Here is a 17,182-nt window from a genome sequence, read left to right as displayed (position 1 = left end):
CCTGCACCTTTTGCGCAATCTCAGGCCGCATTTCTTTGAAAAGCTTTTTCATTACTGGTTGGATGAGTGCCCTGATGAAACGACTCGCCGCAACCGCGTTTGCGCTCACACTCACCCTCACCGCCTGCGGCACGCAGGGCTCCGAAAGCTCCGGGGACGCCACCACGGGCGCCTCCGACGAAGGCGCCGACGCAGCCGCCATGGTGGCCACCACCCAGGTGTGGGCCGACGTGGCCTCCGCCGTAACTGGTGACGAGGTGCCGGCGATCATCGACAACCCGTCGACCGACCCCCACGACTACGAGCCGACCGCCGCCGACCTGGCGGAGATCGCGCAGGCCAAGACCGTCGTGGCTAACGGCGGCGCCTACGACGCGGCCCTTTACAACGCCGCGAAGGGCAACCTCATCACCGCGCTCGAGCCGACCGAGGCGCACGACCACGATCACGAGCATGAGCACGGCGAGGAAGGCCACGACCACGCGCACGAGGGACACGACCACGCGCACGGCGAGGAGAATGAGCACATCTGGTACTCCACCGAGGCCATCCGCGACGTGGCGGAGCAGATCGGCGGCAACCCGATCGACGACAAGCTGGCCGGCATCGACGAGTCGCTCACCGCGCTGCCCGAGGCGCACGTCATCCAGACCCACCCGATCGCCGACGCCATCGTGGAGGAGTCCGCGCTGGTGGACGACACCCCCGAGTCCTACCGCCACGCCACGCTCAACCACTCCGAGCCGTCCGCGGCCGCCGTGGCCGAGGCGCTCGAGGCGATCAAGGACGCTGACATCCTGATCAACAACTCCCAGTCCCCCAACGCCGTCTCCGAGCGCCTCGTCGCGGCGGCGAAGGAGGCCGGCGTGCCGGTCGTGGACATCACCGAGACCCCACAGGACGGCAAAAACTTCTTCGACTACTTCCAGGAAGTCCTTGACCAGCTCAATGCTGCAGCTGCGTAGCGCCACCGTCGCGCCGCTGTGGCGCGACATCACGTGTGACCTCGCCGCCGGCGACTTCCTCGCCATCCTCGGCCCGAACGGCTCGGGCAAGTCGACGCTCCTGCGCGCCGCGCTCGGCACGCAGCGCCTCGACGCCGGCTCGATCGAACTCGGCGGTCGCGTCGGCTACATCCCGCAGCAACAGATGTTCCCCGCCCACCTCCCGGCGCGCGTGCGCGACCTCGTCTCGCTCGCTGGAGGCGACCCCGAGCGGTTGCTCGCGTACGTCGGCACCCCCTCGCTTATCGACGCCCACGTCGGCCGCCTCTCGGGCGGCCAGCAACAACTCGTACGCCAGGCCCAGGCCTTCGCGCAGGACCCCGAGATCATCCTGGCCGATGAGCCCTTCCTGTCCCTGGACGTGGCGCGCCAGCGCCAGACCATCGCCCGCTTCCAGGAATCGGGCGCCGCGGTCGCCATGGTCACGCACTCCATCGACCCGGTCATCGACGTCGTGGACAAGGTCCTCTATATTGGCCCCAACGGCCACGTCCTCGGCACCGCCGACGAGGTCCTCCAATCCGACGTCCTCTCCGAGCTCTACGGCGCGCCCGTCCAAGTCGTCCGCGCCGGAGGAAAGACAGTGATCATCTGATGTGGGACACCACCACGTACCTGCTCTCGCAGGACTTCGTCATCACCGCCCTTGTGGCGTGCGCCTTCCTCGGCGTGCTCTCCGGGGTGCTCGCCCCCTTGATCGTGATGCGGCAGATGTCGTTTGCTGTGCACGCCACCTCAGAGCTCGCGCTCATGGGCGCCGCCGCGGCCCTAGTCCTCGGCCTCAACCTGTCGCTCGGCGCCGTGCTCGGCTCCATCGCCGCCGCCATCGCGCTCGCGCTGCTCGGCTTCAAGGGCGGCAACGACTCCGCCGTCGGCGTGATCATGAGCTTTGGCATGGGCATCTCCGTGCTGTGCATCTACCTGTACCCAGGCAACTCCAGCATCGCGATGTCCCTGCTCACCGGCCAGGTGGTTGGGGTGGCGCAGACGAGCGTCTGGGCACTGGCCGTCACCACCGTCATCGTCGTGGCTGCGGTGGTGGCGCTGTGGCGCCCGCTGCTGTTCTCCTCGATCGACCCGGTCATGGCCGCCGCGACCGGCGTACGCGTGCGCACCATGGCCACCGTCTTTGCCATCCTGGTCGGGCTGGCTGCGGCGAACAGCGTGCAGATCGTCGGCGTCCTGCTCGTCATGGCGCTGCTCATCACGCCCGGCGCGAGCGCCGTCGCGGTCACCGCGAACCCGAAGCTGGCGGTCCTGCTCTCGGTCGTGTTCGCCGAGGTGTCCGCCGTCGGCGGCTTCATCCTCTCGCTCGCGCCAGGCCTGCCGGTCAGCGTGCTCGTCGCGTTCGTGTCCTTTGGCATTTACGTGGTCTGCCGAGGGATCGGAGCGGTGCAGGCGCGGCGGATTCAGGTTCGCAATTAGCACTTGTCGCGCTTTTACAAATCTGCGCAGTCCCATCCTTCGGGTATCCCGAGGCTGAATCGCTTGACCATGGGGTTATCCAGGAAGGAGTCCTCGAGAAGTGTTGCTACCTTGTCCGGCCACGTAGTCCCTGGACATACTGTTCGCAGGACATGAGACATCATCACTAAAGCACCAAAGATACGTTCGCTCTGTCCCGGCGGCAGTGCCGCGAATGCAGCATCAGTCCGGACGGCTGTAGTGGACGCTGGCGTAAAGGATTTGTTCCATAGCCGTCCGTGATGGGCGCATGTGTTCCTTATGACAGTCAGCTGCTCTAACCAGCTTGCCCAAGGATGACGCCGCAACACACTTCTCTGCTGATTGCGGCTCAGTTGATCATACTGGATTGCGATTCCCATTCGTTCTGCGATTTTGAACTGCTCCTCGGATTTGAGCCCACTGAACAGTTGTGACACGTCTCGAAAGTCCATCGACTCCGCCACAACCCATAAAGGAAACTTTTTCCCGTATTTCTCGGAATAGTGCTTGAGCGGTTCACTTCGGCCATACTCGCGGTTCACTCGCCTGTAGATGGTGGATAGCCACGCAACATGATGAAACGACGGGCGAAATCTATCAGCGTCGAGATAAGCGCGAGGATCGTTGAGGGGTTCGAGACATATTGTGTCTGTAACAAGAGCCCTCACCGCGATTTCGATGCGTTCCATCCCGTCATGAACGAGCGTTCTCAATTTTCGATCAGCCTCATAGAGGTGCACTGCGTCGGAAAACGTGGTACCTGGCAAGAAATTGTCAGTGCGCGATTGCCCATCACCAGCAATTTCGCGAGCAGGGTACCAATACGCGCTCAACCGGTAGTATCCAACGAACTGCAACCACTGACTTGCAAGTTCCTCGTCCACCAACATGTTTCTGGCTTTGAGGATGGCAATTTGCTGCTCCACTGTGGCAGCCGGCTTCAATGATCTGGCGCTCAACGCTCCCCCAATACGTTGATAAAGATCCAGCCCACACTTAAGAATAATTCTTAAGGCGGGCTGAACGATTGGGCATAATGCTAGTGTTCTTACGGCCTCACGTCAACTGGAGGTTAAAGTGCGCCCCCTACTTCGCCGCGCGGCGCTGGCGGGCAAACTCGCTGAGCACTACCGACGCCGCGACCGAGGCGTTGAGCGATTCCACCCAGTCCGCGGTGGGGATGGACATGATCACGTCGCAGTTCTCGCGCACCAGGCGGGAGATCCCCTTGCCCTCGGAACCGACGACGATGACCACCGGATCGCAGGCGCCGTCGAAGGTGTCCAGCGTGTGCTCGCCGCCTGCGTCCAGGCCCACGACCATGTAGCCGTTGTCCTTGAACTCCTTGATGGTGCGGGTGAGGTTGGTCGCCTTCGCCACCGGCAGGCGCGCCGCGGTGCCGGCGGAGGTGCGCCAGGCCACGCCCGTGACCTGGGCGGAGCGGCGCTCCGGGATGATCACGCCGTCGCCGCCGAACGCCGCCACGGAGCGGATCACCGCGCCAAGGTTGCGCGGGTCCGTGATGTTGTCCAGCACCACGAACATGCCGTTGCCCTGCACCTGGCCCATCAGGTCGAAGACGTCGGCGTACTTGTACGGCTGGATCTTCAGGCCGATGCCCTGGTGCATACCGTTGCCGGTCATCTCGTCCAGGGTGCGCTTCGGCACCTCGGCGACCGGGATCCCGCGCGACTGCGACAGTGCCACCGCCTCGCTCAGCCGGTTGTCGTGGCCAGTGCCCTGCGCCACGTAGAGCGCCTCGGCCGGCACCTTGGCGTGCAGGCACTCGATGACCGGGTTGCGCCCCACCACCATGTCCGCCACCTCGCGCTCGTGGCGCCCCTGGTTGCGGCGCTGCTGCGCCTGCTTGCGCTTGTGGGCCGCGTGGTAGACGCGGTCCTCCGCCTTCGGCGTCGCGCCCTTGCCGCGCAGCCCGCGGCGGCGCTGGCCGCCCGAGCCCTTCGTGGCGCCCTTCTTGCTCGTCTTCTGCTTATCCGGACGCTGGTACGGCTTTGCCATCTCGTCTCCTACTCCTTGATCTGCCAGGTGGGGCCGTCGGCGGTGTCGGTGACCTCGATGCCCGCGGCGGCGAGGCGGTCGCGCACCTCGTCTGCAACCGCCCAGTTCTTCGCGGCGCGCGCCTCCGTCCGACGCTGAAGCTCCGCCTGCACAAGCGTGTCCAGGGCCTCGAGCGTGCGGTCAGTGTCGCCGCCTGCGTTTCCGCCAGCATTGTCCCACGCCACCGGGTCAACGCCCAACACGGCGGCCATCGCGCGCACCTGCGCCGCCAGCGCGGACGCCTGCTCGGCATCACCGGACGCGAGCGCGCTGTTGCCAGCCCGGACCGTGTTGTGGATTTCGGCGAGTGCTTTGGGGACGGAGAAATCGTCGTCAAGCGCCTGCTCGAAGGCGGCAGTCCACGACGACGGTTCGGGCGAGCCCGCGCGGTGCACGAAGTCCTCGATGCGGCGGTACCCGGCGGCTGCCTCTTGCAGGGCCTCCGGCGAGTACTCGAGCACGCTGCGGTAGTGCGCGCTGCCGAGGTAGTAGCGCAGCTCGACCGGGCGGACCGACTCGAGCATGTTGTCGATGGAGAGCACGTTGCCCAGCGACTTCGACATCTTCTCGCCGGCCATGGTCACCCAGTGGTTGTGCATCCAGACCTGCGCGAAGCCGTCGCCCGCGGCGTGGGACTGCGCCTGCTCGTTCTCGTGGTGCGGGAACTGCAGGTCAAGCCCGCCGCCGTGGATGTCAAAGCGCTCGCCCAGGTACCAGGTGGACATCGCCGAGCACTCCAGGTGCCAGCCCGGGCGGCCGTCGCCCCACGGGGTCGGCCAGCTCGGCTCGCCCGGCTTCGCCGCCTTCCACAGCGCGAAATCGAGCGGGCCGCGCTTGCCGGCGCCCGTCTCGCTGCGTGCCATGTCCTCCGGCCGGTTGCCGGACAGCGAACCGTAATCGGAGCCGTCGGCGGCGACCCAGGCGTCCACGTCGAAGTACACGGACCCGTCGGAGGCGTAGGCGAAGCCGCGGTCAATGAGCCGCTGCATGTACTCCACCATCTGCGTCACGTGGCCCGTGGCGCGCGGCTCCACCGACGGCGGCAAAACGCAAAGCGTGTTGTAGGCGCGGGTGAACTCGCGCTCGTAGGTGGACACCCACTCCCACCAGGGGCGGCCGTGTTCGGCGGCCTTGTTCAGGATCTTGTCATCAATATCGGTGACGTTGCGCGCGAACGCCACGTCCATGCCCTTCGCCGCAAACCAGCGCCGCACGATGTCAAAGGCCACACCGGAGCGCAAGTGCCCGATGTGCGGCGCGGACTGCGGAGTCGCGCCACACAGGTAGATCGAGACGTGCCCCTCGCGGAGGGGCGTGAAGTCTTGCAGCGTGCGGGTTTTGGTATCGAAGATGCGTTGAGTCACGCCAGCTAGCTTAGTTCAACCAGCGCCGTCGCAATCGCAGCCCTCCCCTGGCCCGCGCCGGTAAAGCCCATGTGGTCCGTCGTCGTCGCCGACACGGTTACGGGCGCGCCGAGCGCCTCGCTCAGAACCTGCTCCGCCTGCTCGCGCACCGGGCCCATCTTCGGGCTCTGCCCGATGAGCTGGGCAGAAGCATTAACAACGCTCACCCCTTCCCGACCCAGCAACTCGCGCAACTCCCTGAGCAGCTCGGTGCCCTTCACGCCGTCGTACTCCGGGCGCCCCACGCCCACGAAGGAACCCAAGTCCCCCAGGCCCGCGGCCGAGAGCACCGCGTCCACGATCGCGTGCGCGACCACGTCGCCGTCGGAGTGCCCCTCGCAGCCGTCGACCCCCTCGTGCAGGATTCCCGCGATCCAGCACGGCTTGCCCTCCTGGATCTGGTGGGCGTCGAACGCGTTGCCCACGCGCAGCTTGGTCATCTGGTGTGTCATGCCCGCCACCTTACCGGGGCAACGGCGAGTCGCCCGGGATCTCAAAGACGGTGGGCTCGGCCTCGTCGGTGATGCTCGTGGCCAGGCGCAAATCGATCGGGGTGGTGATCTTGAACGCCATCGGGTCGCCCTGCACGGTGACGACGTCCGCCCCGAACCATTCCATCAGGGAGGCGTCGTCAGTAGCCACGAAGGACTGTGTACCACCGAAGTAGGCCTCGTTGGCCGCGCGGAGTGCGCGCAGGTCGAAGCCCTGCGGTGTCTGGACCGCCCGCAGACGCGAGCGGTCCGGGGTGGCGACCACGGCGCCGGCGGCGTCGACCTCCTTGATCGTGTCCGCGACCGGGAGGACCGGGACGACCGCGTCCGCGCCGTCCAGCACGCGGCGCGCCACGCGCGCGATCATTCCCGGCGGGGTGAGGGCGCGGGCGGCGTCGTGGACGAGCACGCAGGCGTCGTCAAGCGGAATGGCCCGCAGCGCCGCGAAGATGGAGTCGGCGCGCTCGGCGCCGCCGTGGACAAAGCGCACTTCGTGGCCGCGCAGCGCGCGCCTGGCCACGTCCTCCATCGACGGGCTGACCACGACGAAGATTGCGTCGACGATCTCGGCGGTCTCCAGCGCGGTGACGGAGCGCTCGAGCAGGCTGCGGCCGCGCAGCGGCACGTACGCTTTCGGCACGGCCGCCCCCAGGCGCGTGCCCTGACCCGCGGCCGCGACGACCGCGACGACCCGGCGCGTCACGGTGCTACTTCTCGTCGTCGAAGGACAGATCCCCGTAATCCAGGTCGTCCTCCCCGGCATCCTCCGGCTCCGGGGCGAAGGAGATGCCGGCCTTGACCTGCTCGTCGATGATCTTCTGGATGCCCTGTTCCAGCTCCGCGACCTTCTTCTCATCCACCGGTTCAGCCAGCGCGAGCTCGCCGACCAGGATGTGGCGCGCCTTGCCCAGCATGCGCTTCTCGCCCGCGGACAAGCCCTTGCCCTGGTCTCGGCGCCAAAGGTCGCGCACGACCTCCGCCACCTTATTAATGTCACCCGAGGCGAGGCGCTCCTGGTTCGCCTTGTAGCGGCGGGACCAGTTGCCGGCCTCCTCCACGTCCTCCTCGCGCAGGACGGAGAAGACCTTCTGCAGGCCTTCCTCGTTGACCACATCGCGCACACCGACCAACTCGGTGTTCTTCACGGGCACGCGGACCTCCAGGTCGGATTGGAGGATTTGCAGCACGAGGTAATCCAGCTTCTCCCCGCCGATCTCGCGCTGTTCAATATCGGCGATCTTCGCCGCGCCGTGGTGCGGGTAGACCACAACTTCTCCGACCTTGAATTCCATGGCAGCTCCTTCAGACATCGTTGACCAACCCTACCACCGTAGCTTTCGGGTGTTTTGCTTCGCAGAGGGGGCGGGGAGCGAAGTCAAGCAAGAGCCCGCGAAAGGATCCGAAAGTTTACCCCCGGATGCCCCAGCTCCCCTGGGGCAGCCCGGGAAACTGGGAAAACTAGGACAGCTGGGACTAAGGTAAGGCGGAGAAATCTACGCGCACTATTACGATGGAGGACACCCACGTGAAGTCCCTGAAGCCGGTTGCCGCTCTGGTGGCCGCGTCCGCATTGGCACTGTCCGGCTGCTCCGCCGGTCAGATCACCCAGACCTCCGACCAGGTCGCCGCCGTCGACGGCGCTACCGCCTTCACCGACAACCGGGAGGTTTCCGTCCAGGACGCCACCGTTATCCTGCAGGAAAACGGCCAGGCCGCGGTGAAGTTCACCGCCACCAACCAGGACACCGCAATGAAGGACCACACCCTGCGGTCCGTGAAGGTCAACGGCACGCCGGCGAACGTCCAGGGCGCGAAACCGATCGAGTACAACTGCGTGCTCGTCGCCGACGCCGCCGAGAGCCTGGCCAACGTGCCGCAGTCCGAGGACGCGTGCATCCAGTACGTGCCCACCACCGTTGCCAACGACGATTTCGCGTACGGCGGCACCGTGCCGGTCGAGTTCGACTTTGACAGCGGCTCCGTGACCGTGGACGCGACCGTGTCCGCACCGCTGCTGGAGTCCGGCCAGGTGGAGCGCGAGGCAGATCGCTAAAAAACCGCGCAGCGTCCACACCTGCACCGAGTGTGGATACACTGCACCGAAGTGGCTCGGGCGCTGCCCCGAGTGCGGGTCGTGGGGGACCCTGCAGGAACAAACACCCGTCGCCACCAGCTCCGCGCTGACGCCCACGTCTTCAGCGGAGCCCATCACGCTTATCGACGCCACGTCGACCCACACCATCGCCTCCGGCATCACCGAGCTCGACCGGGTGCTGGGCAGCGGCGTCGTCCCCGGCTCCGTGGTCCTCATGGCGGGCGAGCCGGGCGTGGGCAAGTCCACGCTCCTGCTGGAGGTCGCGTCGCGCTGGGCCGCCCAGGGGCGCAACACGCTGTACGTCACCGCCGAGGAATCGGCCGGCCAGGTGCGGGGGCGCGCCGAGCGCACCGGGGCCCTGCACGACAGCCTCTACCTGGCGGCGGAATCCAACCTAGACGTGGTGTTCGGGCACGTCGAGCAGGTGAAGCCGTCGCTGCTCATCGTCGACTCCGTGCAAACCATGCAGGCCAGCGGCGTCGAAGGCGTCGCGGGCGGGGTGGCGCAGTCGCGCGCGGTGACGGCCGCGCTGACCAGCCTGGCAAAGCGGACCAACCTGCCCGTCCTGCTGGTGGGGCACGTGACCAAGGACGGCAACGTCGCCGGCCCGCGCGTGCTGGAGCACCTGGTGGACGTGGTACTGAACTTTGAGGGCGACCGGCACTCCACGCTGCGCATGCTGCGCGGCATCAAGAACCGGTTCGGGGCAACCGATGAGGTCGGCTGCTTCGAGCAGACCGCCGACGGCATCCGGGAGGTGCCGGACCCGTCCGGCTTGTTCCTCTCGCACCGGGGGAAGACGCCAGACGGGTCCGCGGTGACGGTGGCGATGGACGGCGTGCGCCCCATGCTCGCCGAGGTCCAAGCGCTGACCGTCGACCCCGTGAACAAGAGCCCGCGGCGCGTCGTTACCGGCCTGGATTTCAACCGGGTGCCCATGGTGCTCGCGGTCCTGCAGGCGCGCTGCGGCCAGCGCACCAACGACAAGGACGCGTACGTGGCCACCGTCGGCGGGGTGCGCATCACCGAGACCGCCACCGACCTGGCCGTGGCGCTGGCCACCTGGTCGAGCCTGCACGAGACTCCCCTGCCACCGAAGACGGTGGTGATCGGCGAGGTCGGGCTCGCCGGCGAGCTGCGCCGCGTCCCCAGCCTGCAGCGGCGCCTGCAGGAGGCGGCGCGGCTGGGCTACGAGCGCGCGATCGTGCCCGCCGGCGGCGACGCGGACGCGCCCGGCATGGACATCACGCGGGTGTCCACGCTCGGCGCGGCGATCGCCGCCGTCTCCCCCGCTAAGTGATGTTAAACGGCGCCGGGTCGGAGGCGTTATCGCCGATCACGGCGTGCAGGAAGTAGGACCCGGCCGGCACCGGCTGGCGGTTCTCGCACGCCTCCGGCGCGGACCCGGTGGCGGACCAGCGCGCCTCGAACCCGCGGGTCGCGCCCGGAGCGAACGTCTGCATCCCGCCGACGACGGGCTCGTAGCAGTCCGTGTCCGCCCAGACGCGCTCGTTGGTGCCCATCGCGTACACCTCGAAGCGCAGCTTCGCCTCGTCGAGGTTGATGTTGCAGTCCACGTCGGTGGGGTTGCGCACCTCCATGTACAGCACCGGCTCCGTGCCCGCCGGGTAGGACGGCTGGTTCGTCGTCGCCGTGATCTGAAGGTCCTTCAGCGAGCACTCGCCCGGGTTCGCGGGCGCGGCCGCGACGCTCGACTCGGAAGACGCTGTCTCGCTGGCAGAGCTGGTCGAGTTGGCAGCACTCGTGCCGGATTCCTCACCGACGACGGTCTCGGTCGGCTCCGCCTTCGGCTTCTCCTCGCTGGGGCTCGGGCTGGCGGTCGCCTCGACCGAGCTGCTCGCCGTGTCGGCGCCATCGCCGCCGGAGCGCGCCACCGCGGACAGGCCCCACACGATCAGCCCGACGAGGACCAGGAGCGCCACGAGGACGACCACGCGGCGTCGCATGTAGATCTCGGGCGGAAGCGGACGCTTCGGCGGGCGCTGGGCTGGTCGGCGCTGGTCGGTGGGGCGCTGGTAAGTCATGCCTTTACCTTAGCCACCGAAGTTCTCGTACACGGTCTCGACGCGGCCATCCTCCAGGCGGTAGCGCGCGCCGACCAGGCCCACGGTGCCGTCGTCAATGCCCTTGCGCAGCGACGGGATCCGGTCGAGGAGGTGCGTCGCAGTGACGCGGGCGTGGGTGCGCTCGATTTCCGACGAATCCACGGGGCCGTCCGCCTGCGCCGTCAACACGGAGGGAGCGATCTTCTCCACGAACACTCGGGTCAGGCCCGTGGGCAGCTTCGCACTGTTCACGCCCTGGATCGCGGCGCCGACCGCGCCGCAGCGCTCGTGCGACAGGAACAGGACCAGCGAGACGCCGAGGTCCTGCACCGCGAAGTCGACGGAGCCGGCGACGGAGGAGTCGATGCAGCCGCCTGCGTTGCGGATGACAAAGACGTCGCCGAAGCCGGCGTCGAGCAGCAGCTCGACCGGCACGCGCGAGTCGGAGCAGGCGATGACGGCCGCGACCGGGTTCTGGCCCGCGGTGAGCGACTGGCGGCGGGCCGTGTCGCGGTTCGGCGCCAGCGTCTCGTCGGTGGCGAAGCGCTCGTTGCCCTCCTTGAGCACGGCCCAGACGTCGGTCGGAGTGGATGGGGTGGCTGTCGTTTGTTCAGTCATGTGCCTATTCTGTCACTCATCGTGGATGAATCGAAGCAATATGAACATTTAATCGCCTGGTACGAGGCCAACGCGCGCGACCTGCCGTGGCGCGCCCCCGGCACCACCGCCTGGGGCGTGCTGCTTTCCGAGGTCATGAGCCACCAAACCCAGGTCGACCGCGTCGCCCCGATCTGGCAGGAGTGGATCGCGCGCTGGCCCACCCCGCGCGCCTTCGCGCAGGCGGGGGCGGACGAGGTGCTGCGCGCCTGGGGCAACCTGGGGTACCCGCGGCGGGCGCTGCGGTTGCTGGAGTGCGCGCGGGTGATCGTCGATAAGCATGGCGGCGACGTGCCGGCGGACGTGGACGCGCTGCTCGCGCTGCCCGGCATCGGCGACTACACCGCGGGCGCCGTGGCCAACTTCGCGTACGGGCGCGACGTGCCGGTGGTGGACACCAACGTGCGGCGCGTGCACGCGCGGGCGGTGCGCGGCGAGGCGACCGCGAAGCCATCGAAGCGCGAGCTCACCGAGATCCCGCACGGGCCGCGGCTGTCGGTCGCGCTCATGGAGCTCGGGGCGCTCGTGTGCACCGCCCGCGACCCGCGCTGCGGCGAATGCCCAGTCGTCGACTGCGCGTGGCTCGACGCCGGGAAGCCGCCGGCCGCGGAGAAGCCGCGCTCGCAGAAGTTCGCGGGCACCGACCGGCAGGTGCGCGGCAAAATCATGCGTCTGCTGCGCGAATCGACCGAGCCCGTGGAGCAATCGCTTATCGACGCCACGTGGCACCACCCCGCACAAACCCACCGCGCCCTCTTCTCGCTGCTCGACGACGGTCTCGCGGTGCAGGACGAGGACGGTCGCTTCCGCCTGCCGCGGTAGCGCTATATTCGAGCCATGTTCGCAACCGCCTTCGCCATCTCGATGCTCGCCGGCCTGTCCACGGGCCTCGGCGGCGTCATCGTCGCGCTGAAAGGAAACATCGGCGACCGCTTCCTCGCGGGCTCGCTCGGGTTCTCCGCGGGCGTCATGGTTTATATCTCGCTCGTGGAGCTGCTGCCGGAGGCGATGGACTCGCTGCGCAGCGGCTGGACCGCGATCGCGGCGTTCTTCGCGGGCGTGGCGCTCATCGCGGTGATCGACCGGCTCGTCCCGGACGACATCAACCCGCACGAGCCGGAGACGTCGGGCGCGACCGGCGCGCTGCGCCGCGCGGGCGTGCTCACCGGCATCGCCATCGCGCTGCACAACTTCCCCGAGGGCTTCGCCACCTTCATGGCCGCCTACACCGACCCCGTTCTCGCCGTCCCGATCGCCATCGCCATCGCGCTGCACAACATCCCGGAGGGCGTCGCCGTTGCCGTGCCCCTGTCGCGCGGGACCGGCAATCGGTGGCGCGCCGCCGGCTGGGCCACCCTGTCGGGCCTGGCGGAGCCGCTCGGCGCGCTCGTCGGCTTCGCGCTCATCGCCCCGTTCATGGGCCCGCAGACGATGGGGCTGTCGTACGCCGCCGTGGCGGGGATCATGGTGTTTATTAGTATCGACAAGCTGATGCCCAGCGCGATCCAGACCGGCCACCACCACACGTCCGTCTACTGGATGATGGGCGGAATGGGGTTAATGGCTGCCAGCCTGCTCATGTTGGCCTAGCATCAGCCTGGTGAAGACCACTACATTCATCGTTCCGACCGCGGCCGTGGCGCTGGTGTGCGCGGGGAGTCCGGTGGCGGGGGCGTCGATAAGCGAACCGCCCGGAACACTCCTGAGCACCGCCGACGTGCCGGCCAGCGACGGCCAGCGCATCCGCTACACCACCCAGAACGAGGCCGGCGAGACCGTCGAAGTCTCCGGCGCGCTCTACGACACGCCCAACGCGCGCGGCCTCATTGCCGTCGCCCCCGGCACGCGCGGCATGGCGGATCACTGCGCGCCGTCGGCGGGCGAGGCGATGCTCTCGTCCATCAAGGACGGCTCGATCGGCATCAACTACGAGGCGCCCATCGTGGGCACGCTCATCGACGCCGGCTACCGCGTCGTAGTCACCGACTACATCGGCCTCGGCACCCCCGGCACCCACACGTACCTCAACCGAATCGAGCAGGGCCACGCGCTTATCGACGCCGCCCGCGCCACCGCCCACGACGACGAAGCCATCGCGTTTTGGGGCTACTCCCAGGGCGGGGGCGCCTCCGCCGCAGCCGCCGAACTGGTCGCCGGCTACGCGCCCGAGCTCGACGTGCGCGCCACCTTCGCCGGCGCGCCGCCCGCCGACCCGCTGGCCGTGATGGAGCAGGGTAGCACCGGGCTGCTCGAAACCGTCGTGGGCTACTCCACGATCAGCTACGCGTCGACCTACCCCGACTTCCGCGAGGCGCTCGAGGAGCACCTCACCGACGAGGGCCGCCGCTGGTTCGCCGCGCTGGAGAAGTCCTGCATCACCGACCCGCCGATCCCCCACGGCGACCTGTTCGAGGGCGGCGAGACCCTCACCGAGCTCGTGCTCACCGACGACCGCTTCACCCGCACCCTCAACCACAACAAACTCGGCACCGTCCCCGTCAGCGCGCCGATCATGGTGATGACCAACCCGGACGACGACCTCGTTGCCGAGCAGCAAGCCACGCAGCTGGCGCGCGACTACGAGGCGCTCGGCTCCGACGTGGAGTACCGCCTCCTGTCGGTCCCGGGCACGAAGACGGCGCCGCTGTCCTCCGGCAGCTCGCTCGCGCCTTTCGACGACGCCGACGCCCTCACCCGATTGAGCTCCTACCCCATCTCCAACATTCCGGTCGCGGGCCACGCCGCCCCGATCGTGCTCAACGCCGGCGACGCCCTGGCGTGGCTCGCCGACTACATGCCGCCGAAAAAAATCGACGCCACCCGCGTTGCGGTGACGTCGATTTTGGCGGTACTCGCGGTCCTTGCAGGCGTCGGCTCCGTGCTGGCGCCGAGCCTGCGCGGACTGGCTTAGACCGGCTTAGACCGGCTCGGGGCCGCGGCCGTCGGAGCTGCCGTCGGTGCCCTCGGTGCCGTTCTCGCCCGACTCATCGGGGAAGCGCGACGCCTCGGACTCCGGCTGCTCGCGGGACGGGTCAATCTCGCGGACCTCGTCGGCGGGCTCGCCCTCGGCGGTCTCGGTGGTCTCGGTGCCGTCGAAGGTCTCCGCCGGCAGCGGGCGCGGGCGCGGCGTGAAGGTGAACTTCGCGTTCTTCTCGTCCCCCTCGACATCGCCGTCGACGTCGACGGTGATGATCTCGCCGGCACCGATCTCGCCGAACAGGATCTTCTCGGACAACACGTCCTCGACCTCGCGCTGAATGGTGCGGCGCAGCGGACGGGCGCCCAGGACGGGGTCGAAACCGCGCTTGGCCAGGAGGTTCTTCGCAGCGTCGGTAAGCTCGATGCCCATGTCCTGCGCAGCGAGGTTGAGGTCGACGCGGCTGATGAGCAGGTCGACCATCTGCACGATCTCCTCCTGCGACAGCTGGCGGAAGACCACGATCTCGTCGATGCGGTTGAGGAACTCGGGGCGGAAGTGCTTCTTCAGCTCGTCGTTGACCTTGTGCTTCATGCGGTCGTACTGCGCATCGGCGTCGGTGGCGGTGTTGCCGGTGAAGCCGAGGCCGACCGGCTTCGAAATGTCGCCGGTGCCCAGGTTGGACGTGAAGATGAGCACGGTGTTCTTGAAGTCCACGACACGGCCCTGGCCGTCGGTGACGTGGCCCTCCTCGAGCACCTGCAGGAGCGTGTTGTAGATCTCCTTGTGCGCCTTCTCGATCTCGTCGAAAAGCACGACGCTAAACGGCTTGCGGCGCACCTTCTCCGTGAGCTGGCCACCCTCCTCGTAACCGACGTATCCCGGAGGCGCACCGAACAGGCGCGACGCGGTGAAGCGGTCGTGGAACTCGCCCATGTCCACCTGGATCAGCGAATCGTCGTCGCCGAAGAGGAACTCGGCCAGCGCCTTCGACAGCTCGGTCTTACCCACACCGGACGGGCCGGCGAAGATGAACGAACCGGACGGGCGCTTCGGGTCCTTCAGGCCCGCGCGGGTGCGGCGGATGGAGCGCGAGACGGCCTTGACCGCCTCGTCCTGGCCGATGATGCGCTTGTGCAGCTCGGCCTCCATGTGCAGCAGGCGCGAGGACTCAGACTCGGTGAGCTTGAACACGGGGATGCCGGTCCAGTGCGCGAGCACGTCCGCGATCTGGTCCTCGCCCACCTCGGCGATGTCCTCGAGGTCGTCGGAGCGCCACTTCTTTTCCTTCTCCGCGCGCTCCTCGCCCAGCTTGCGCTCCGTGTCGCGCAGGCCGGCAGCCTTCTCAAAGTCCTGGGCGTCGATCGCCGCTTCCTTTTGCTTGCGGACCTCCGCGATGCGGTCGTCCACCTCGCGCAGCTCCTCGGGCGCGGTCATGCGCTTGATGCGCATGCGGGCGCCGGCCTCGTCAAGCAGGTCGACGGCCTTATCCGGCAGGAAGCGGTCGTTGATGTAGCGATCCGACAGGTTCGCAGCAGCCTTGAGCGCGTCGTCGGTGTAGGACACGCGGTGGTGCGCCTCGTAGCGGTCGCGTAGGCCCTTGAGGATCTTCACGGTGTCCTCGAGGCTCGGCTCGTCCACCTGCACCGGCTGGAAGCGGCGCTCCAGCGCGGCGTCCTTCTCGATGTGTTTGCGGTACTCATCCAGCGTGGTCGCGCCGATGGTCTGCAGCTCGCCGCGCGCCAGCTTCGGCTTGAGCAGCGACGCCGCGTCGATCGCGCCCTCGGCGGCACCGGCGCCGACGAGCGTGTGGATCTCGTCGATGAACAGGATGATGTCACCGCGCTGGTTGATCTCTTTGAGCACCTTCTTCAGGCGCTCCTCGAAGTCACCGCGGTAGCGCGAACCCGCCACCAGCGAGCCGAGGTCGAGCGAGTAGACCTGCTTGTCCTTCAGCGTCTCCGGGACCTTGCCGTTAGCAATGTCCAGCGCCAGACCCTCCACCACGGCCGTCTTACCCACGCCGGGCTCGCCGATGAGCACCGGGTTGTTCTTCGTACGGCGGGAGAGCACCTGCATGATGCGCTCGATCTCCTTGTCGCGGCCAACGACCGGGTCCAGCTTGCCTTCCTTGGCGGCCGCGGTGAGGTTGCGGCCAAACTGGTCCAGCACCAGCGAGTTGGAGCGCTCGCCCTGCTGGTTGCCGCCGCGCGGGCCGGGACCGGATGCGACCGGGCCGGGGCCCGCCTGCGGCACCTCGGGGTTCTGGTTGTCGCCCTCGTAGCCGGAGAGCAGCTGGATGACGGTTTGGCGCACCGTCGGCAAGTCTGCCCCGAGCTTGGTCAAGACCTGCGCGGCGACGCCATCGCCCTCGCGGATCAAGCCGAGCAGCAGGAACTCGGTGCCGATGTACTTGTGGCCCATCTGGAGGCCCTCGCGCAGCGACAGCTCGAGCACCTTCTTCGCGCGCGGCGTAAACGGGATGTGCCCGGAGACGGGTTGCGAGCCGTGGCCGATAATTTCGATGACCTCGCGGCGCACGTCGTCGAGATTGATGCCCATTTGCTCGAGCGCCTTCGCGGCGACGCCCTCGCCTTCCTTAATCAGGCCGAGCAGGATGTGCTCCGTGCCCATGTAATTGTGGTTGAGCTCGCGCGCTTCTTCCTGCGCCAGCACGATCACGCGCCGTGCTCGGTCCGTAAACCTCTCGAACATGGTGTGCCCCTTCTTGTCGTGAGTTTTCACCTACTCTAACGCGCCACAGCCCCAATCCATCCCGTGTTCGCCACTGGCGAACACGCAAACCCCCAACCCTATTTAGACGCACCAAACCGGCCCGCGGTTCCCTCCCGGGCCGAAAATGGGTGAATCCTCACAACCCATTGTTTCCCCAGCTCAGAGCCGGTAACGTGGCTGCCATGAACGCACTGGCAGACCTCGTATCCATCGACCGCCGCGGCATGCAACTTGTCGCGGCGGCCGCTGGCATGACCCTCGAGGACCTCACCGGACTCGGCCTGCCACGCGACCGCGCCCGCCAACTCC

General features: G+C 67.7%; 17 protein-coding genes. 8 read left to right on the top strand and 9 right to left on the bottom strand.

Annotated features, from left to right (window positions below; all coding sequences use genetic code 11):
- The first annotated feature begins 74 nt into the window (after window positions 1-74).
- Genes FPP74_RS09250 through FPP74_RS09240 form a run of 3 tightly spaced genes read left to right on the top strand, consistent with a single transcriptional unit; the run spans window position 75 to window position 2,429 of the window.
- Window positions 75-965, top strand: coding sequence for a metal ABC transporter solute-binding protein, Zn/Mn family (locus FPP74_RS09250; RefSeq protein WP_255456117.1), 891 nt, complete (start codon window positions 75-77; stop codon window positions 963-965).
- Entirely contained in the window at window positions 949-1,599 is a 651-nt protein-coding gene (locus tag FPP74_RS09245) for a metal ABC transporter ATP-binding protein (protein ID WP_144718202.1), read from the top strand. The genes FPP74_RS09250 and FPP74_RS09245 overlap by 17 nt, the downstream gene beginning before the upstream one ends.
- Window positions 1,599-2,429: a metal ABC transporter permease gene (locus FPP74_RS09240; RefSeq protein WP_095555432.1), complete on the top strand. Its 831-nt coding sequence runs from the start codon at window positions 1,599-1,601 to the stop codon at window positions 2,427-2,429. The genes FPP74_RS09245 and FPP74_RS09240 overlap by 1 nt, the downstream gene beginning before the upstream one ends.
- 14 nt (window positions 2,430-2,443) lie before the next feature.
- On the opposite strand, the gene FPP74_RS09235 is transcribed toward FPP74_RS09240, so the two are convergent.
- The 6 genes from FPP74_RS09235 to FPP74_RS09210 all read right to left on the bottom strand — a co-directional run bounded on the left by FPP74_RS09235 (window position 2,444) and on the right by FPP74_RS09210 (window position 7,694).
- Entirely contained in the window at window positions 2,444-3,376 is a 933-nt protein-coding gene (locus FPP74_RS09235) for an Abi family protein (RefSeq protein ID WP_243389138.1), read from the bottom strand.
- Between the two features lie 160 nt (window positions 3,377-3,536).
- Window positions 3,537-4,469 carry a 23S rRNA (guanosine(2251)-2'-O)-methyltransferase RlmB gene (gene rlmB / locus FPP74_RS09230; protein WP_095536277.1) on the bottom strand — a complete coding sequence of 311 codons (933 nt, stop codon included), beginning with the start codon at window positions 4,467-4,469 and terminating at the stop codon, window positions 3,537-3,539.
- A gap of 8 nt (window positions 4,470-4,477) precedes the next feature.
- Window positions 4,478-5,872, bottom strand: a complete 1,395-nt coding sequence (gene cysS, locus FPP74_RS09225) for a cysteine--tRNA ligase (RefSeq protein ID WP_144718147.1) — start codon at window positions 5,870-5,872, stop codon at window positions 4,478-4,480.
- Window positions 5,873-5,877: 5 nt separating this feature from the next.
- On the bottom strand, window positions 5,878-6,363 hold the full coding sequence (gene ispF / locus FPP74_RS09220) for a 2-C-methyl-D-erythritol 2,4-cyclodiphosphate synthase (RefSeq protein WP_144718145.1): 486 nt from the start codon (window positions 6,361-6,363) through the stop codon (window positions 5,878-5,880).
- 10 nt (window positions 6,364-6,373) lie between these two features.
- Window positions 6,374-7,105: a 2-C-methyl-D-erythritol 4-phosphate cytidylyltransferase gene (gene ispD / locus FPP74_RS09215; RefSeq protein ID WP_186439424.1), complete on the bottom strand. Its 732-nt coding sequence runs from the start codon at window positions 7,103-7,105 to the stop codon at window positions 6,374-6,376.
- A gap of 4 nt (window positions 7,106-7,109) precedes the next feature.
- The gene (locus FPP74_RS09210; protein WP_095555428.1) at window positions 7,110-7,694 is read right to left on the bottom strand and encodes a CarD family transcriptional regulator; all 585 of its coding nucleotides are present in this window, start codon (window positions 7,692-7,694) and stop codon (window positions 7,110-7,112) included.
- A gap of 218 nt (window positions 7,695-7,912) precedes the next feature.
- On the opposite strand from FPP74_RS09210, the gene FPP74_RS09205 reads away from it, so the two are divergent.
- Window positions 7,913-8,455: a hypothetical protein gene (locus FPP74_RS09205; RefSeq protein WP_095278726.1), complete on the top strand. Its 543-nt coding sequence runs from the start codon at window positions 7,913-7,915 to the stop codon at window positions 8,453-8,455.
- Entirely contained in the window at window positions 8,448-9,797 is a 1,350-nt protein-coding gene (gene radA, locus FPP74_RS09200) for a DNA repair protein RadA (protein WP_144718143.1), read from the top strand. Before FPP74_RS09205 ends, radA begins: the two co-directional genes overlap by 8 nt.
- On the opposite strand, the gene FPP74_RS09195 is transcribed toward radA, so the two are convergent.
- Window positions 9,790-10,542 (bottom strand): hypothetical protein, encoded by a 753-nt coding sequence (locus FPP74_RS09195; protein ID WP_186439423.1) that lies wholly within the window; start codon window positions 10,540-10,542, stop codon window positions 9,790-9,792. The two genes, radA and FPP74_RS09195, sit on opposite strands and share 8 nt — an antisense overlap.
- A gap of 9 nt (window positions 10,543-10,551) precedes the next feature.
- Window positions 10,552-11,181 carry a carbonic anhydrase gene (locus FPP74_RS09190; protein WP_144718141.1) on the bottom strand — a complete coding sequence of 210 codons (630 nt, stop codon included), beginning with the start codon at window positions 11,179-11,181 and terminating at the stop codon, window positions 10,552-10,554.
- Between the two features lie 21 nt (window positions 11,182-11,202).
- On the opposite strand from FPP74_RS09190, the gene FPP74_RS09185 reads away from it, so the two are divergent.
- From FPP74_RS09185 to FPP74_RS09175, 3 genes are read left to right on the top strand one after another with little or no spacing between them, the layout of a single operon-like run.
- On the top strand, window positions 11,203-12,042 hold the full coding sequence (locus tag FPP74_RS09185; RefSeq protein WP_255456116.1) for an A/G-specific adenine glycosylase: 840 nt from the start codon (window positions 11,203-11,205) through the stop codon (window positions 12,040-12,042).
- A 15-nt stretch (window positions 12,043-12,057) separates the two neighbouring features.
- Window positions 12,058-12,810 carry a zinc transporter ZupT gene (gene zupT / locus FPP74_RS09180; RefSeq protein WP_144718138.1) on the top strand — a complete coding sequence of 251 codons (753 nt, stop codon included), beginning with the start codon at window positions 12,058-12,060 and terminating at the stop codon, window positions 12,808-12,810.
- A 10-nt stretch (window positions 12,811-12,820) separates the two neighbouring features.
- Window positions 12,821-14,131, top strand: coding sequence for a lipase family protein (locus FPP74_RS09175; RefSeq protein WP_144718136.1), 1,311 nt, complete (start codon window positions 12,821-12,823; stop codon window positions 14,129-14,131).
- A gap of 6 nt (window positions 14,132-14,137) precedes the next feature.
- Here the strand turns inward: FPP74_RS09175 and FPP74_RS09170 are convergent, their stop codons facing one another.
- On the bottom strand, window positions 14,138-16,852 hold the full coding sequence (locus FPP74_RS09170) for an ATP-dependent Clp protease ATP-binding subunit (protein ID WP_144718134.1): 2,715 nt from the start codon (window positions 16,850-16,852) through the stop codon (window positions 14,138-14,140).
- Window positions 16,853-17,182: the final 330 nt, after the last annotated feature.

This window comes from Corynebacterium sp. NML180780 (genome assembly GCF_007786415.1).
Lineage (GTDB): Bacteria > Actinomycetota > Actinomycetes > Mycobacteriales > Mycobacteriaceae > Corynebacterium > Corynebacterium gottingense.
This window is presented reverse-complemented; position numbering and strand designations above follow the sequence as displayed.

Excerpts from the sequence above, each read along its gene's own strand:
- zupT (WP_144718138.1), top strand. The coding sequence starts at position 12,058 with ATGTTCGCAACCGCCTTCGCCATCTCGATGCTCGCCGGCCTGTCCACG.
- ispF (WP_144718145.1), bottom strand. The coding sequence starts at position 6,363 with ATGACACACCAGATGACCAAGCTGCGCGTGGGCAACGCGTTCGACGCC.
- FPP74_RS09205 (WP_095278726.1), top strand. The coding sequence starts at position 7,913 with ATGGAGGACACCCACGTGAAGTCCCTGAAGCCGGTTGCCGCTCTGGTG.
- rlmB (WP_095536277.1), bottom strand. The coding sequence starts at position 4,469 with ATGGCAAAGCCGTACCAGCGTCCGGATAAGCAGAAGACGAGCAAGAAG.
- FPP74_RS09195 (WP_186439423.1), bottom strand. The coding sequence starts at position 10,542 with ATGACTTACCAGCGCCCCACCGACCAGCGCCGACCAGCCCAGCGCCCG.
- FPP74_RS09210 (WP_095555428.1), bottom strand. The coding sequence starts at position 7,694 with ATGGAATTCAAGGTCGGAGAAGTTGTGGTCTACCCGCACCACGGCGCG.
- FPP74_RS09170 (WP_144718134.1), bottom strand. The coding sequence starts at position 16,852 with ATGTTCGAGAGGTTTACGGACCGAGCACGGCGCGTGATCGTGCTGGCG.
- FPP74_RS09240 (WP_095555432.1), top strand. The coding sequence starts at position 1,599 with ATGTGGGACACCACCACGTACCTGCTCTCGCAGGACTTCGTCATCACC.
- FPP74_RS09190 (WP_144718141.1), bottom strand. The coding sequence starts at position 11,181 with ATGACTGAACAAACGACAGCCACCCCATCCACTCCGACCGACGTCTGG.
- FPP74_RS09250 (WP_255456117.1), top strand. The coding sequence starts at position 75 with ATGAAACGACTCGCCGCAACCGCGTTTGCGCTCACACTCACCCTCACC.
- FPP74_RS09245 (WP_144718202.1), top strand. The coding sequence starts at position 949 with ATGCTGCAGCTGCGTAGCGCCACCGTCGCGCCGCTGTGGCGCGACATC.